Origin of the sequence: Paraburkholderia sp. SIMBA_053, from assembly GCF_046534895.1 — a bacterium.
GTDB lineage: Bacteria > Pseudomonadota > Gammaproteobacteria > Burkholderiales > Burkholderiaceae > Paraburkholderia > Paraburkholderia caledonica.
Window position 1 is genome coordinate 135,221 of the sequence record NZ_JAWRXU010000008.1, and the last position, 16,378, is coordinate 151,598.

Consider the following 16,378-nt stretch of genomic DNA (forward strand, 5'->3'; position numbering starts at 1 on the left):
CCACGCCCGCAGGCGCCTGCCCTGCTAGAATCGACCTTTCGTCCCACCGCAGGCTCCCACCATCCTTATGTCAGCACCCGCAACCGATCTCACTGCAGGCGCGCCGTCGGCCCGCCGCCAGGTTCTCGTCACGTCGGCCCTTCCTTATGCGAACGGGCAAATCCATATTGGCCATCTGGTTGAATATATCCAGACGGACATCTGGGTCCGCACGCTGCGAATGCACGGGCACGAGGTCTATTACGTGGGCGCCGACGACACACACGGCACGCCGGTCATGCTGCGCGCGGAACTGGAAGGTTTGACGCCGAAGCAGCTGATCGACCGCGTCTGGCAGGAGCACAAGCGCGACTTCGACAGCTTCGGGATCTCGTTCGACAACTATTACTCGACCGATTCCGAAGAGAACCGCGTCCTGAGTGAGAACGTGTATCTCGCGCTGAAGGAAGCGGGTTTGATCGACGCCCGCGATATCGAACAGGCGTACGACCCGGTCAAGGAAATGTTCCTCCCGGACCGCTTCATCAAGGGCGAATGCCCCAAGTGCGGCGCGAAAGACCAGTACGGCGACAGCTGCGAAGTGTGCGGCTCGACCTATCAGCCTACCGAGCTCGTCAATCCGTACTCGGTGGTCTCGGGCGCCACGCCGATTCGCAAGACATCGACGCATTACTTCTTCCGCCTGTCCGATCCGCGCTGCGAGAATTTCCTGCGCGCGTGGGTGGGCGGCCTTGCCCAGCCGGAAGCGACCAACAAGATGCGCGAGTGGCTGGGCGACGCCGGAGAAGCGAAGCTCGCCGACTGGGATATTTCACGTGACGCGCCGTATTTCGGCTTCGAAATTCCGGGCGCGCCGGGCAAATACTTTTACGTGTGGCTGGATGCGCCGGTCGGCTACTACGCGAGCTTCAAGAACCTCGCCCAGAAGCGCGGCCTGGACTTCGACGCGTGGGTTCGCCCGGGCTCGAAGGCCGAGCAGTATCACTTCATCGGCAAAGACATTCTGTATTTCCACACGTTGTTCTGGCCGGCCATGCTCGAATTTTCGGGCCACCGCACGCCGACCAACGTGTTCGCGCACGGTTTCCTGACCGTGGACGGCGCGAAAATGTCGAAGTCGCGCGGCACCTTCATCACCGCGCAAAGCGTGATCGACACCGGCCTGAACCCGGAATGGCTGCGCTACTACTTCGCGGCCAAGCTGAACAGCACGATGGAAGATCTCGATCTGAATCTCGACGACTTCCAGGCGCGCGTGAACAGCGATCTGGTCGGCAAGTACGTGAACATTGCGAGCCGCGCCGCCGGCTTCCTGATCAAGCGCTTCGACGGCCGCGTGCAGGACAGTGCGATGCAGCACCCGCTGCTCGCGTCGCTGCGCGCCGCCGTACCGCAGATCGCCGCGAACTACGAAGCTCGCGAGTACAACCGCGCGCTGCGCCAGACCATGGAACTGGCCGACGCGGTCAACGCCTACGTCGACACGGCAAAGCCCTGGGACCAGGCGAAAGACCCGGCCAATGCCGTCGCGCTGCACGAAACGTGCAGCGTGAGCATCGAGGCGTTCCGCCTGCTGTCGCTTGCGCTCAAGCCCGTGCTGCCGAAGCTCGCGGAATCGGTTGAAGCGTTCCTCGGCATCGAGCCGCTCGCGTGGGCCGACGCTAATGTACCGCTCAGTTCGGCGCGTCCGATCAACGCGTACAAGCATTTGATGACGCGCGTCGACCCCAAGCAGATCGAAGCCTTGCTGGCAGCCAATCGCGACTCGCTGCAAGCCACGCCGGAAGCGGGTGCGCCGGCTGCGGACGCGAAGGCGAAGTCGAAGGCCGCAAAGGCTACCCCTGCGGACAAGGACGACACGCCCGAAGTCATCTCCATCGACGACTTCGCGAAGATCGATCTGCGTGTCGCAAAGATCGTCGATTGCAAGGCGGTCGAAGGTTCGGACAAGCTGTTGCAACTCACGCTGGACGTCGGCGAGGAGAAAACGCGCAACGTATTTTCCGGCATCAAGTCCGCGTATCAGCCGGAGCAACTCATCGGCAAGCTAACGGTGATGGTCGCGAACCTCGCGCCGCGCAAGATGAAATTTGGCCTGTCGGAAGGCATGGTGCTGGCCGCGTCTGCGACCGACGAGAAAGCCGAGCCGGGCCTCTACGTGCTGGAGCCGCACAGCGGCGCCAAGCCGGGCATGCGTGTGAAGTAACGCGCAAGCGCATACGTACGCACACACCCGCAACACGGTTAGCTGCAACAAGCAAAACGGCACGCTGTAAAAGGCGTGCCGTTTTTTTTCGCCTGCACTTTCATGCGCGGCGCATTGCGCTCATCAGGACAGCAAGAGTGGCCAGAAGCAGATCACCACTTGATACGGTCATAGCGCCGCGTGTATAGCAGCTCGATCCCGTCGAATGTCCCGCCATAGGCCGCGACGGACCAGTAGCGCGTCAGGTTGACGGTCGCCTTGACCGCGTTGCTCGCCGACTGCAGCCCCTGCTCATAGCCGATCACGAGCCATTCGTTGATCGCCTTCGACACCATCACGACCTGCGGGTCGGTCAATCCGACTTCGCTGCGGCCAATCGAAAACTCGTCCAGACCGAAAGTCTGCGCGATCCGCTTGCCGCTCGCACTGCCGAGCAACGCGAGCGCGGTCGTCATCGTGCTCTGCTGGCCGAGGTTGTTGCCCTGATCGGTGCCATGGCCAAAGAGCAGCCACGAGAGCTTTTCGTTATCGGGCACGTTCGGCTCTGACACGAGCTTCGCGACCGGGAAGTTCACGGTACCCGTGACCGAGACGCCCGCTTCCACCTGCTGATTGCGGCGCATCGCCAGAATGTTGATGCCGGGGTTGGCGACCGGTCCGTTGAACGTGAAGAAGCCGTTCTCGATATTGAGCTTGCGGCCGAACGCGGTGTACGTGGAGCCTTGCGTCACGCGCACGTTGCCGACCGCGCGCAGCGGCAGGTTCGGCGCGCTCATCGCCGTGATGGTGCCGGTCAGGCCGAGGTCGGCCCCTTGTCCGCGAAACCGGAAGTTGTTGCCCAGGTTGATGTCGATGTTCGCACGCGGAGCAAATGGACCGACCGGCTTATTGCTGCCCGGCACCGGTCGTGGCCGCTCACCAGCCACCGTGCCGTCCGGGCGTACGACCACCACGTCGTCGCCGAGCTTGGGCGCGGATTGCTCCGGCAGGTCGAACAGCGCGTGGTCGACGGTAAACTTGCCGTTGATCGCCATGCCGCCCTGCGCGCCCGCGTTGGCGACGCTCGCGCTGCCCGTCAGCGACAGATTACGATCCGGCGCCGCAAAGAGTTCGAGTTTGTCCGCGACGATGCTCGCAGTCAGGTCGGGCTCCGCGCCGTCCAGACGCACCCGGCCGGTTGCGCGCAACGTCCCGCTCGCGCCGTGGAATTCGACCTGCTCGAAGTCGACGAGGTTGTGCGACAGCGCGACCCGAACGACGCCGTCCTTCAACTGCACGCCCTGGTCGACAAGCGTGGCGGAAAGCCCGTCACCGAGCAGCGAACCCGTCAGGTTAGGCTTGGCGACGGTGCCGCCAAGCGCGAGCTTCAACGCGAGGTGGCCGTCGAGCAGATAGCTCGGCCCGAACAGCCCGCCGGTCGTTTTCAGCGACGGCACATTGGCATTGACATTGCCGGTAAGCGCGCCCTCTTCGTTGACGCTGAGGAAGCCGTCGCGCTCGACCAGCGTGGTGTGCGCGTCGGCGTCGATCACGCCGATGCGGCTCGCCTGCGCATGCACCGTCGCGTTCAGACGATTGCCGCCGCTGAACTCGGCGCGCGCGGCAATATCCGAAATACCGAGCGACGCCAGCCCGCGACCGATCTCGACCGTGACGTCGCCGCTGCGGCGCCGCAACTGGATATGGCCGCTCGCCGTGGTGCCGAGCGCAAAGTCCCAGTCGCCGTCGAATATCAGATCGGTCTTGACGGCTGGCGGCGTGCCGGTGATCTCGCGCCGCAAGTCCTGCAGCCGCGCCACGGAAATGCCAGTCAGGTTGCCCGCCGACTGAACCTTGCCGTGGTCGAAAGAGAACGACTTCAGGCTCAACACCGCGCCTTCGAGCGTGAGCCGTGTCGCGCCGAGCGTCAGGCGGCGCGGCCCGGCGCTCACGGCAAGCGGCGACTCGAGATTCAACGCGGGCGTGCCGCGGTTCTGCAGACGTGTCACCGTGCCGTCCCAGCGCGTGCCGTCGCGCGCCTCGGTGAGCTTGCCGTTGGCCGCCAGCGTCAGATCCAGGGGGCGATCCTGCAGCTTGCCGGTGGCCGCGGCTTCGAGCGAGTGACTGGCGCGCGTGCCCGTTAGACGCGCGGTGAGCGTGGCGAGATCGACGCCGCCAGCGCTCACGTTGCGCGCGTCTGTCGTGAAGACGAGCGCGCCGTTCGCGCCGTCGCGCAGTTCGGCATGACCTTCTGCATGGCCGATACGGTTGCTGCTCAACACGACGCTGTCGGCCTTGTAGTTCAGCACCACGTTCGGATGCTCGAACGAGCCGGTGAGGTCGCCGTCGGCGGCGACGAGCCCGGCGAGGCCGAAGCCGAGGCGCTCGAGCGCCGGTGCGTCGATATGAAAGCGCAAGCGGTCGCCGCGTGCGCCGAAGCTCCCTTGCAGATCGACCTGGTTGCCCGCCACCGAAAGGTTCGCACGGCTCGGCAAAATCCGCGAGCCCGCAAGTTGCACCGTGCCGCCGCCGGTCAGCGGCAGGCCGTCGTAGACACTTGGACCCAGCTTGAACTCGGCTTTGGTGGTGAAAACGGGCGCGAGCATGCCGGTCGCGGTCAGCGTGCCGTTGACTTTCGCCTCGATCTTGCGCGCTGGCGGCGCAGCGCGCGTCCGCGCGGGTGTCTTGCGCTCGATCACCTCTTTCTTGACGACGGCCTTGCCTGTGTTCTTCACGGCCGCCGCAGCCTTGTCGGCCGGAGCTGCGCTTTTGGCGCCGGTCGTGCTGCCGGCTTGCGCCGCGGCCTGCGCGGACAGCCGGCCCTTCGCCTCGCTCTGCGGCACGGCAGGTCCGTTGACCGGCGCGCGGGACGGCATTTGCGAGGCCAGCGTCAACGGATCGAAATCGGTGAGTTGCGCCTTCAGGTTGTAGCTGGAATTCGCGTCGTGCTTGAGGGCGCCGGACAGATCGATGCGGCCTTTGCCCGACGTGATACGCACGTCGTTGAAGCTGAGCCGCGCGGGGTCCATGGTCAGTTTGCCCTGCGCACGCAGCGCCGCTTTGGGATCGGCCAGATCGAGCGTGACGGTTTGGATATCGTCGTTGAGCCTGATAGCGATCGGGCCGGACAGCTGCGTGGGCCGCACCGTCGCCTGAAGCGCGTTCAGGTCGAGACCGGCGACCTGCAGATCGAACTGGCCGCGCTTGCCGCTGAGCGCGCCGCTGCCGGTCAGCGTGGCGCTCTTCACGAGGCGTACGGCAAGATTCGAAATGCGCTGCGCGCTCGCGTCGAGGCGCACGTCGGCGTTGGCGTCGATGAGCGGCAGCAGGTGTTGATCGATCGCGCCAGGACGTGCGTTGACAATCGAGATATGGCCCGCCACTGCCAAACCGCCGACGCTCTTGCCGGCCGTGTGCGGCTGGCTGGCGCTCGTGGAATGTCCTGCGATTGCGCCTTGTGCGGAGTCCAGCGAAGTCGTCGCGCTGGTCCCACTCGCCCCACTGGCCCCACTAGCCGCGCTCGCCCCAACCCCGCCCGCCTCCTGCCCCACCGGCTGCAGCTCCGCCCTCACCGCAAGATCGGCGAGCGGCGCGCCCGGTGCAAAAGCCTGCGGATTGACGTGGTCGAACGTCAACGTTGCGCGTTTGAGCGGCACCTCGCCGAACGGCGTCGCCTCGACTTGCGCGTGGCCGGCGAGCTTCATCCCGCTCGCGTCGAGCTCGGCGACGAGATTGGCCAGCGTGCCGCTCAGATGCCCGCCCACCTGCACGGCTTCTTCGTTGACCTTGCCCGAATAACCCACGTCGCCGGTCAGTGGAAACGGCCGCACGCCGTCGAGCTTTGCAGACGCCGTCACCGCGCCGAACGGCGTCTCGAGCCGCTCGACAGCGGCCTCGTGGTGACGGCCGTCGCTGCGTCCATGGAAAGCGAAGTGAGAAAACTCCGTTGTCGACGTGCCCTGGTGCAACAACAGCTTGTCCACTTGCACGTCGCGGATTTCCAGCTGCATCGGCAAGCGGAGATCTTGCGGGAGCTTCAGCGGCTCGCTGCTGCTCGACGACGAGGCGCCGATGCGCGCGTCCACGGTGCCTAAGTGCAGATAGTCGATCGTGAAACGCCACGGCTCGCGCATGAGCGCCCAACGGCCCGACATACGGTCGATCTGGATGTCCGTGCCGCTGCCGTCCAGCGCGCGCCAGCGCACTTCGCGCAGCCGCACGCCGTTCGCGAGCGCTCCGCTTTCCAGCGTGCCGCTTAGCTTGCCGCCCAGCAACTTGACCGCCGCCTGCCATGCATAGGCGGTGCCGCGTTCGGTGGTGAGCGCGCCGTACAGCAGGCCCAGCGCCAACGCGACGAGCAACACCAGCACCACGACCAGCGCGGCGAGCGTTTTCAACAACAGGCGGCCGGCGCGGCGGCGCTTCGCCGGTGGCGGTTCCGGCGGTCCGGGCGGTTCAGCGCCCGGCGGCGGGTTGCCGGGCGGCTGCACGGGAGGTTGGGCGGAAACGTCCGTCGTCATGCGTGGTTCGTGTACAAGGAGGTGCGCATCAGAAGGCGATACCGAGCGTCAGATAGGGCCGCACACTTCTGTTGCGGATGCCGTATGCCACGTCGACATTGACCGGGCCCACCGGGCTGCGCCAGCGCGCGCCGACGCCCACGCCCGGGAAAAAAGTTTTCTCGCCCCAGGTGTCCGTTGCTGTGCCGACGTCGAAGAAGGCCGCCGCACCCCAGTCGTGCGTGAACCAGTGCTGGTATTCCGCTGAAGCCGTCACCAGATATTTAGTCGGCAATACCGAACCCTGAACGTTGTTACCAATGCTCTGGTAGGAATAGCCGCGCACCGAGTTCGAACCGCCCGCCCGAAACAGCAGCGAAGCCGGAATGCCGCTCGAACTGCCGCTCGTGAATACGCCGCCGAGCTCCGCGCGAAACACCATGAGGTCTTCCTTGCCGATCGGCAGGTACTGCTGGCCACGCGCGTAGCCGCGGATGAACGTCTGGTCGGTGAGCACACCCTTTACCGCGAAACCGGCCTCGACGTGGATCAGGTTGCCCTTGCGCGGGAACAGCGGGTCGTCGGTATTACGCCGGGTCCACGACCACGACGGCACCAGCGCGCGGCTCGTGGTCGGCTCGCCCACGTTCTGGTCGAGCCGGTCCTGATAGAACAGGATTGCATACGTGTAGTCGATGAACTGCGACGTGCGAGTACGCTGCACACCACCGCGAATGCTGTAGATACGCGTGTCGGAAACGTCCGTGGTCGTGTAGGACGCCAGCACACTATTGGTCCACCCCCGATGTCCCGGCGGCATGGCAAGTTGGACCTGGCCGTACTGCTGGACCTGATCGACCCGGCCGTCGATGGTGAACGGCCACGCCTTGCCGAACGTATTCAGATACGAGTACGCGCCCTGCACCAGCGCGCCGTTGTCGGTCGAATAGCCGACGCCGCCGCGAATGCTGTTGTACGGATACTCCGATACCTTCACATGCAGCGGCGTTTCGACCGGCTTTGCCGGATCGCTGTCCACGTCGATCGCGACGCTCGCGTAATACGGCGTGTTCTGCAACTGCCGCTGCAATTCGGTAATGCGCTGCACGTCATAGACGTCGCCCACCGAAATCGGATTCACATTCTCGACGATCTGTTCCGGATAGCGCCGTGTGCCCGACACGTCCAGCTTGCCCATTGTGAAGGTGGGCCCACTTTCATACGCGACCGACAGCGTGGCCTCGTGCGTACGTGGATCGACGCGCGCCTCGGCGTGATAGATCTTCGCGCCCAGATAGCGGCGCGCCTGCAACGCCTTCAGCGACGCGTTCTTCGCGTCGTCCCAGCCGGCCTGCGAAAACGGGTCGCCCTCGTGCAGCGAAAATGCAAAGCGCGCGGCGTTTTCCTGCGCCGGGTCCTCGGTCAGCACCGGGCCGCGGAACGACAGGGAAATGGAGGTAATGACCGTTTGCGGGCCGGGATCGACGTTGACGGTCACATGCCTGGTTTTCTCGACAGTACGCACGTCCGTGCGCACGATCGGAGTGAAGTAACCTTGCGTGGCGGCCAGATCGCGCACCTGCTGGGGCGTGGCCGTGATCAGAAACTCGAACTGGTCGTCGCTGATGTCGGGACGCTTCGCGAACCGCGCAATGTCCAGGTGTTCTTCCAGCAGCTTGCGCAGTGAGCGCGGCGATGCTTCGACATCGACCTTGTAGCTCGCCGCCGCGCGCGCCGCGTATGCGGGACCGCCAGCCAGCGTCAGCATCAGGATGCCGAGGGCGAGCCACGCGCGCAGCCAGCGCCGCATTGGCGTACGCATTGACGTAGAAACGCCGCGGCCCCCGCCGGCTTTGCTGCGCCGCCCGCGCGGCTGTTGGATCGCACACCCCGCCAAACAGGACCTCCGGCCATGGTTGATGAATTTTGTCGTTCGGGCGCAGTGCCGCCGAAGCTCGCTATTTGACCACATCGGCGGCGCCGCGCTATCTCTAAACGCGCCCGCCAACGCCCGCGCGGCGCATGGCACGAGGCGCACGCGCCCGCCTTTGACGCGCTGCGCGGCGCGCGGGTTCCGGCTGTCCGCGCCGGACGCAATTTCGCAGACGATGCGTCAGCCGCCGGCTCGCTTTTTCGACCGCGCGCGGCGCATGCGCTAAAATTGCGGAATAGCAGCGGCAGCCGCGCGAAGACCACCGCGGCGAAGCCGCCATTTGCCCAACCACGCCCCAACCACGGACGTCGAGCCATGTATCAATCGGACATCACCCAGTTCCTGAACCAGCTCAAGCAGCAGAAGCCCAACCTGGAAGCCGAGCAACGTCGCGGCCGGGCCTTGCTGTGGGACAAGCAGCCGATCGACCTGGAAGAGCGCGCCGAGCAGAAAGCTTCGCGCGTCGAACAGACGCCTTACTCGTACTACCAGAACTTCTGAGCGGCTCCCCGCAACCAATGAATCCCGCCGACGAGGCACACAGCGCGCCGCAGGCTCCGTCCGACGCCGCGCTTGCCACGCCCGCCACCGATTCGACGCCCGACACCGTCGACGGCATTGCTTTCGCACGCCTGTACGGCGAGCCGCTCTTCAAGCTGCCGACCGACCTGTATATCCCGCCGGACGCGCTCGAAGTGTTCCTCGAAACGTTCGAGGGCCCGCTGGATCTGTTGCTGTACCTGATCCGCAAGCAGAACTTCAACGTACTCGACATTCCGATGGCGGATGTCACGGTGCAATACCTCGGCTATGTCGACCAGTTGCGCCAGACCAATCTCGAACTCGCGTCCGAATATCTGCTGATGGCCGCCATGCTGATCGAGATCAAGTCGCGCATGCTGCTGCCCGTCAAGAAAGCCGACAGCGGCGAGGAAGCCGAAGACCCGCGCGCGGAACTGGTGCGGCGCCTGCTCGAATACGAGCAGATGAAGCTCGCCGCGCAGCGCATCGACCAGTTGCCGCAACTCGGGCGCGACTTCCTGCGCGCCGAGGTCTACATCGAGCAAAGCATCACGCCGCGTTTTCCCGACGTGAACAGCGAGGACCTGCGCGCCGCGTGGGCCGACGTGATCAAGCGTGCGAAGCTCGTCCAGCATCACAAAATTTCGCGTGAAGAACTGTCTGTGCGCGAGCATATGAGTTCGATCCTGCGGCAACTGCAGAACGCGCGCTTCGTCGAATTTTCCGACCTGTTCGACACCAGCAAGGGTGTCCCGGTCGTGGTGGTCAACTTCATCGCAATGCTCGAGTTGTGCCGCGAATCTCTCGTCGAAATTACTCAGGCCGAGCCGTTCGCACCTATCTACGTGCGCCTCGCCTATTTGCCGGCCTGAAGCGAAAACCGGTTGCGGCGCAGCGGGCCGGGCTTCATGCTCCAAAAAACGGCCATCAGGCCTCGTTTCGGTGCGTCCGGCGGCCAAATCCACTACAATCCCGCGCTCCGAACCTGTCATTACCAGTGAGGCGGCGGGCCGCGCAATCGCCTGAGGCCTTTGCGTCAACCCAGTCTCGCGCCGCGCGAGGAATCCCTGTCCGATCATGAAAGTCATCAGCTCGATCCATGAATTGCGCGACCAGTTGCGCGGCCAGAATCGCACTGCCTTTGTGCCGACCATGGGCAATCTGCACGAGGGCCATCTGTCGCTGATGCGCCTCGCGCGCCAGCACGGCGATCCGGTGGTGGCGAGCATCTTCGTCAATCGTCTGCAGTTCGGGCCGAACGAGGATTTCGACAAATATCCGCGCACGATGGAAGCGGACATCGAAAAGCTGCAGAAAGAAAACGTCTACGTGCTTTTCGCGCCGACAGAGCGCGACCTCTATCCCGAGCCACAGGAATACCGGGTACACCCGCCGCACGATCTGGGCGACATTCTCGAAGGCGAATTCCGGCCGGGCTTTTTCCAGGGCGTGTGCACCGTCGTGATGAAACTGATGTCGTGCGTGCAGCCGCGCGTGGCGGTGTTCGGCAAGAAGGACTACCAGCAGCTGATGATCGTGCGCCGCATGTGCCAGCAATTCGCGGTGCCGACCGACATCATCGCGGCTGAGACGGTGCGCGATACCGACGGTCTTGCACTCAGCTCGCGCAACCGCTATTTGCAGCCGGACGAGCGCACCGAGGCGCCGATGCTGGCCGCCGAGCTCAATCGCGTGCGCGACGCAGTGCTCGCAGGCGAGCGCGACTTCACGGCGCTGGAGCGCGCGGCGATGGCGTCGCTGACCGCCCGCGGCTGGCAGCCTGACTACATCGCAGTGCGCAAGCGCTCGAATCTGCTGCCGCCGGGTCCGCAAGACGCGAACGCGGAACTCGTCGTGCTGGCCGCCGCCAAGCTCGGTGCGACCCGTCTTATCGACAACCTCGAAATCTGAAGCCGTCTGGAACACTATGCAACGCAACATGCTGAAGTCGAAGATTCACCGCGTCGCGGTCACGCACTGCGAACTGCACTACGAAGGTTCGTGCGCGATCGACGAAGACTTGCTCGAAGCGGCGAACATCGTCGAAAACGAACGGATCGACATCTGGAACATCAACAATGGTGAGCGCTTCTCGACCTATGCGATCAAGGGCGAGCGCGGCAGCGGCATGATTTCGTTGAACGGCTCGGCCGCGCGGCGCGCGCAACTGGGCGACCTGGTGATCATCGCGGCCTTCGCGGTGGTCGACGAAGCGGAGTTGAAGGCAGGCTGGAAGCCCGACCTCGTGTTCGTCGACGAGAACAACAAGATCAAGGGCAGCCGCGATCACGTGCCAACGCAGGCCTGGAATTGAGCGACGCGCTCGCCTGAGTTTTTTGTAACGGGGGCTCAGCTTGGCTGGGGTTATTACCCCCGGCTCGGCGCCACACCCTATCGAAGCGGGCGGACATGCTGCCTCGCGGTGGGGGCGCTGATGGCGCGGAATTCCGCCTGATCGCCACGGCTGGCTCCCGTGCTCAGGGCAGTTCGGGTCCGCTCACGTCAGTTCTAACGTTGCAAAGCCGGCGCAAACCTCACCAACACCCCGCCCTCACCCCTTCTTACCGGCGCCATTCGTCCACTCGATGATCGGCTGCCACTGCTCCAGATCCTTTTCCACGCGGCTTTTGGCGACGTCCCACAAGGTGAGGCCGTGGGCCGCCAGCTGCACGTAGTTCTGCGTGTCGCGCAGATAGCCGAGCACCGGCAGCTTCAGCCCCTCGACGAAACGGTGCAACTGCTCAGCCGAACGCGTGCGCGAATCGACGCGCATCCCCACCACGCCAATCTCGATCGCACCTTTCCTGACGGCTTTTTCCTTCGCGAGACGCTCCAGAAATTCCTGCGTAGCCAGAATATCGAACATCGACGGCTGCAGCGGCACGATCACCTTGTCGGCCAGATCCAGCGCGATATTCATGCGATTGCCGTGCAAACCCGCCGGGGTGTCGATGATCGCGTGCTCCAGGCCCTTTGGCGGTTTGGCGGGCGTCTCGGGGTTGACTTCCCATGTTTCGATAGCCGGCAGCGTGTCCGGCCGCAACGACAGCCACGCATGCGCGGACTGCTGCTTGTCGAGATCGGCGAGCGCCACCCACTCGCCGGTTGCGGCGAAATAGCCGGCCAGATTGGTCGACAGCGTGCTTTTGCCCACGCCGCCCTTCGGATTCGCCACCACGATTACCGTCATGAATACTCCCGGAATGAAGCCAGGACGACGCCGGCCGGTCCGCCGCATTCTGCCCTGAACCTTCTGCTTTTGGTTTGTACCTGTTGTCATGTCGGCGCCCCGACTTGCACAGATTCGAGTCCGTGCGCCGATCCAGCCGTTGATAATATCGACAAATGCAGCGAGGCCGAAGCCCCCGAACGGCTAATCGGTCGCCTTGCATCGCCGATTTAACCTTTCCAGGAAGCTAATCCAATGAGCAAACTCCGGCCGGAATACACCGTGGAACGACTGCACGAACGCCAGAAGGGCAAGCTGCCAGGCTTGCTGGGCGTGCATGTGCTGTCGCTGGACGAAGGCGCGCTAACTGCGGAATTGACCGTGCGGGAAGAACTGCTCGCGCCGAACGGCTTTCTTCACGCAGCCACGGTAATCGGTCTCGCCGACACCGCTTGCGGCTATGCGTGTCTTGCCCACCTGCCGGAAACGGCACGCAATTTCACGACAGTCGAGCTCAAAAGCAACTTTCTCGGCACGGCGACCGAGGGCACGATCCGCGCGGTGGCGAAGGGCGTGCACCTTGGCCGCAGCACACAGGTTTGGGATGCGACCGTCACCGGTCCCGACGGCAAGACGATCGCCCTGTTCCGCTGCACGCAGATCGTGCTGTATTGATAGGACCGCGGGACATCGCCAACAGCGCGACGCGAAGTCCGCTTCGCCACGATAGTTCTTCGCAGAACGCGATCGCGACGCGGGCGAGTCCGGCCGTCAAGCCACCGCAGCCATCAAGCTCACCAGATCCAGGTGTTCAGCCAGCGTGTCGGCGAGCCGGTCCAGAGACGCTTCGCGCAACGCCGGGTAGTCGATTGCGTCTGCGTCGCTCAGTCCCGCCCAGGCCAACAGCGCGGCGCACGCAGCCGGTGTGTCGAAGAGGCCGTGCACGTATGTCGCGAGGATCTGGCCATCCGCGGAAATTGCACCGTCTGGACGCGCTTCGCCCGGCGCCCCAAGACACAGCGCCGGCGATTCCAGCGCCGGTCCTTGCGTCTCGCCCATATGAATCTCGTAACCGCCCACCTCCGGCGAGCCCGGCAACGCGAGGCGGCCGGTCACGTTTTTCAGCGTCTTCTCGCGCGTCAGCACTGTCGAATAGTCGAGCCAGCCAAGGCCCGCCGACGTTCCCGGCGCGCCCTCCACGCCGTGCGGATCGGCAACCTCGCGCCCGAGCATCTGCATCCCGCCGCATATGCCGATCACGCGCCCGCCGTAGCGCAAGTGCCGTTGCAGCACCGCGTCCCAGCCCTGCGCACGCAGAAACGCCAGATCGCCGCGCACGTTCTTCGAACCCGGCAGGATTATGAGATCCGCGGGCGGCGGCGGCGTGCCGCTTCGCACGTAATGAAAATCGACCTGTGGATGCGCGCGCAGTGCGTCGAAATCCGTGTGGTTGCTGATGTGCGGCAGCACCGGCACGACCACACGCAACGTGCGCGCGGCGTCGCCGCGCTGCGCCGCGCGCAGTTCGGGCGGCAGCATGTCCTCGGCGTCGAGCGTGAGGCCATGCAGATACGGGACGACACCCAGCACCGGCTTGCCGGTCTTTGCCTCGAGCCAGTCAAGACCAGGCTTCAGCAGTCCGATATCGCCTCGAAAGCGGTTGATGATGAAACCCCGCACACGCGCCTGCTCGCTCGCCGACAGGCACGCAAGCGTTCCTGTCAGATGCGCGAAAACGCCGCCCCGGTCGATGTCCGCCACCAGCACGACCGGACAGTCGACGGCTTCGGCGAAACCCATGTTGGCAATATCCCGCTCGCGCAGATTGATTTCGGCCGGGCTGCCCGCGCCTTCCACGAAAATCGTGTCATACGCCGCTTGCAGCCGCGCGTAGGACGCAAGCACCGCTTCGAAAGCGACGGGTTTGTACTCGTGATACGCGCGGGCGTCGAGATTCATGCGCGCCTTGCCGTGGATGATCACCTGCGCGCCGCGATCGCTCGTGGGCTTGAGCAGCACGGGGTTCAGATCGGTATGCGCGGCGATGCCGGCGGCCACCGCCTGCAACGCCTGAGCGCGCCCGATCTCGCCGCCGTCGACGGTCACTGCGCTGTTGAGCGCCATGTTCTGCGGCTTGAACGGCGCGACCCGGACACCGGCGCGCCGCGCGAGCCGGCATAAACCGGCGACCAGCGTACTCTTGCCCGCATCGGACGTGGTGCCCTGGATCATCAGTGTGCCGCGCGGCACGGGTACGGCGTCATGCGAGATCGAATGGATGGTCACGGAAATGTCGGACTCGGCGAAGGAAAGGACGATTAAAGCGGCAGGCGAACACAAGAGGCAAACGACAGGCAGACAGCGCGCCCGCGCCCAATTGAGCGAGAGTCGAACACCAATAACGCAGGAACGACCGCAGCAACCTGAGCGCCAGATGATGGTCACGCATCGCGGCCAGGAATCACGTCCGCCATTACCGGTAACCGCCGCTGCCCGGCATTAGTATCCACCACCCTTGCTCGCCAACCGCGGCATTATCCCATCGCGCCAGCCCGCGCTGCACGCCGGTACAATCACGCGATGATTTCCCGCGACCTCACCTTCGTTCTCGGCGGCGCGCGCTCAGGCAAGAGCGTGCACGCCGAGCAGCTTGCCGCCCAAAGCGCGCTGCCCGTGACCTACATCGCCACGGCACGCATGACCGGCGACGCCGAATTCACCGCGCGCATCGCGCATCATCGTGCGCGGCGCCCCGCACAGTGGCATTTGCTCGAAGCAGACGTCGATCTCGCCGCCGCCATCAGGCAAGCCGACGCGCCGGGGCATTGCACGCTGATCGACTGCCTGACACTATGGCTCGCGAACCTACTATGTCCCGCCGATGGCGAAGGCCTACCGCCCGATCAATATCAAGCCCGCATCGAAGAACTGGAAGCCGCGCTTGCCGGCGCTCGCGGCAAGATCATCGCGGTCAGCAACGAAATCGGCCTCGGCGTGGTGCCGCTCGGCGCGGCAACGCGCCTTTACGTCGACGAACTCGGGCGCCTGAATCAGCGCGTCGCAGCCCTGTCCACGCAGGCCACCATGATGGTCGCGGGCCTGCCGCTCGCGCTCAAAACTGCGGGCGGCGCGTGATGCTTTCGCTTCCTCTTGTCGTGACACTCGCGACCGCGGGCGTGGCCGTCGACCGCTGGTTCGGCGAACCGCGCGGCGCGCATCCGCTGGTGGCTTTCGGCAAATGGGCGGCGCGTTTCGAAGCGCATTACAACCGCGGACGGCGCTTGCGGCTCAAGGGGCTGCTCGCATGGTCGCTTGCCGTGCTGCCGCCGGTGCTGGTGGCGTGGTGGCTCGTCGCCGTGCTGCCGTTTTTCGCCGCCTGCGCAGTGCACGTTGCCTTGCTGTGGTTCGCGCTCGGGGCCCGCAGCCTGCACGACCATATCGAGCCCATCGCGCGGGCGCTCGCGCATCGCGATCTCGCGGAAGCGCGCCTGCTGACGGCGCGGATCGTCTCGCGCGAAACGGCCAATGCCGACGAAGCCGCACTTTCGCGCGCCGCCGTCGAATCCGCACTCGAAAACGGCAATGACGCGATCTTCGGCGCGCTCTTCTGGTTCGCGATCGCGGGCGGTCCGGGCGCGCTCGGATTTCGCCTCGCCAACACCCTCGACGCGATGTGGGGTTACCGCACCCCGCGCTATCTGCGCTTCGGCTGGGCGGCCGCGCGACTGGACGACGTGCTCAACTGGATTCCCGCACGCCTCACCGCCGCGAGCTATGCGCTGCTCGGCGACACGCGCACCGCGTGGCGTTGCTGGCGCGAACAGGCGCCGCGCTGGGACAGTCCGAACGCGGGGCCGGTCATGGCCTCGGGCGCCGGCAGTCTGAACGTGCTGATCGGCGGTCCCGCGGTCTATAACGGCGCGCTCGAACATCGGCCCACGCTCGGCTTCGGGCATCCCGCGAAAGCCGCTCACATCACGGCCGCGCTCATGCTGGTCGAGCGTACGGTGATTTTGTGGCTCGCGGTGCTGATCGTGCTCGCCTTGCTGAGCGTGCCCTTGCATGTCTGA

The 16,378-nt window shown here is 64.9% G+C and carries 12 protein-coding genes; 8 read left to right on the forward strand and 4 right to left on the reverse strand.

Annotation, left to right across the window (positions count from 1 at the left end):
- The first annotated feature begins 67 nt into the window (after positions 1-67).
- The gene (gene metG, locus SB753_RS23225) at positions 68-2,206 is read left to right on the forward strand and encodes a methionine--tRNA ligase (RefSeq protein ID WP_410802034.1); all 2,139 of its coding nucleotides are present in this window, start codon (positions 68-70) and stop codon (positions 2,204-2,206) included.
- A 152-nt stretch (positions 2,207-2,358) separates the two neighbouring features.
- On the opposite strand, the gene SB753_RS23230 is transcribed toward metG, so the two are convergent.
- Positions 2,359-6,705, reverse strand: coding sequence for a translocation/assembly module TamB domain-containing protein (locus tag SB753_RS23230; RefSeq protein ID WP_410802036.1), 4,347 nt, complete (start codon positions 6,703-6,705; stop codon positions 2,359-2,361).
- 28 nt (positions 6,706-6,733) lie between these two features.
- A complete protein-coding gene (locus tag SB753_RS23235) occupies positions 6,734-8,581 on the reverse strand; it encodes an autotransporter assembly complex family protein (protein ID WP_310354453.1) in 1,848 nt (615 codons plus the stop codon).
- Between the two features lie 351 nt (positions 8,582-8,932).
- Between SB753_RS23235 and SB753_RS23240 the strand changes: the two genes are divergently transcribed.
- The 4 genes from SB753_RS23240 to panD all read left to right on the forward strand — a co-directional run bounded on the left by SB753_RS23240 (position 8,933) and on the right by panD (position 11,453).
- A complete protein-coding gene (locus tag SB753_RS23240) occupies positions 8,933-9,118 on the forward strand; it encodes a DUF3460 family protein (protein WP_007175923.1) in 186 nt (61 codons plus the stop codon).
- Positions 9,119-9,135: 17 nt separating this feature from the next.
- Positions 9,136-10,011 carry a segregation and condensation protein A gene (locus SB753_RS23245; RefSeq protein WP_410802038.1) on the forward strand — a complete coding sequence of 292 codons (876 nt, stop codon included), beginning with the start codon at positions 9,136-9,138 and terminating at the stop codon, positions 10,009-10,011.
- 205 nt (positions 10,012-10,216) lie between these two features.
- Positions 10,217-11,050, forward strand: a complete 834-nt coding sequence (gene panC, locus SB753_RS23250; protein ID WP_087751364.1) for a pantoate--beta-alanine ligase — start codon at positions 10,217-10,219, stop codon at positions 11,048-11,050.
- A 16-nt stretch (positions 11,051-11,066) separates the two neighbouring features.
- On the forward strand, positions 11,067-11,453 hold the full coding sequence (gene panD / locus SB753_RS23255) for an aspartate 1-decarboxylase (RefSeq protein WP_008924033.1): 387 nt from the start codon (positions 11,067-11,069) through the stop codon (positions 11,451-11,453).
- A gap of 237 nt (positions 11,454-11,690) precedes the next feature.
- Here panD and SB753_RS23260 read toward each other — a convergent pair whose 3' ends face one another.
- Positions 11,691-12,329 carry a ParA family protein gene (locus tag SB753_RS23260; RefSeq protein WP_020065177.1) on the reverse strand — a complete coding sequence of 213 codons (639 nt, stop codon included), beginning with the start codon at positions 12,327-12,329 and terminating at the stop codon, positions 11,691-11,693.
- A gap of 234 nt (positions 12,330-12,563) precedes the next feature.
- Here SB753_RS23260 and SB753_RS23265 point away from each other — a divergent pair, with 234 nt between their 5' ends.
- Positions 12,564-12,983 carry a PaaI family thioesterase gene (locus tag SB753_RS23265; RefSeq protein WP_088172956.1) on the forward strand — a complete coding sequence of 140 codons (420 nt, stop codon included), beginning with the start codon at positions 12,564-12,566 and terminating at the stop codon, positions 12,981-12,983.
- 96 nt (positions 12,984-13,079) lie between these two features.
- Here the strand turns inward: SB753_RS23265 and SB753_RS23270 are convergent, their stop codons facing one another.
- Entirely contained in the window at positions 13,080-14,540 is a 1,461-nt protein-coding gene (locus tag SB753_RS23270; RefSeq protein ID WP_410802127.1) for a cobyric acid synthase, read from the reverse strand.
- Positions 14,541-14,888: 348 nt separating this feature from the next.
- Here SB753_RS23270 and cobU point away from each other — a divergent pair, with 348 nt between their 5' ends.
- Together cobU and cbiB are read left to right on the forward strand one after the other, a co-directional pair.
- Complete coding sequence (gene cobU / locus SB753_RS23275) at positions 14,889-15,443, forward strand: bifunctional adenosylcobinamide kinase/adenosylcobinamide-phosphate guanylyltransferase (RefSeq protein WP_087751575.1); 555 nt, start codon at positions 14,889-14,891, stop codon at positions 15,441-15,443.
- Positions 15,443-16,378, forward strand: coding sequence for an adenosylcobinamide-phosphate synthase CbiB (gene cbiB / locus SB753_RS23280; RefSeq protein ID WP_020065173.1), 936 nt, complete (start codon positions 15,443-15,445; stop codon positions 16,376-16,378). The genes cobU and cbiB overlap by 1 nt, the downstream gene beginning before the upstream one ends.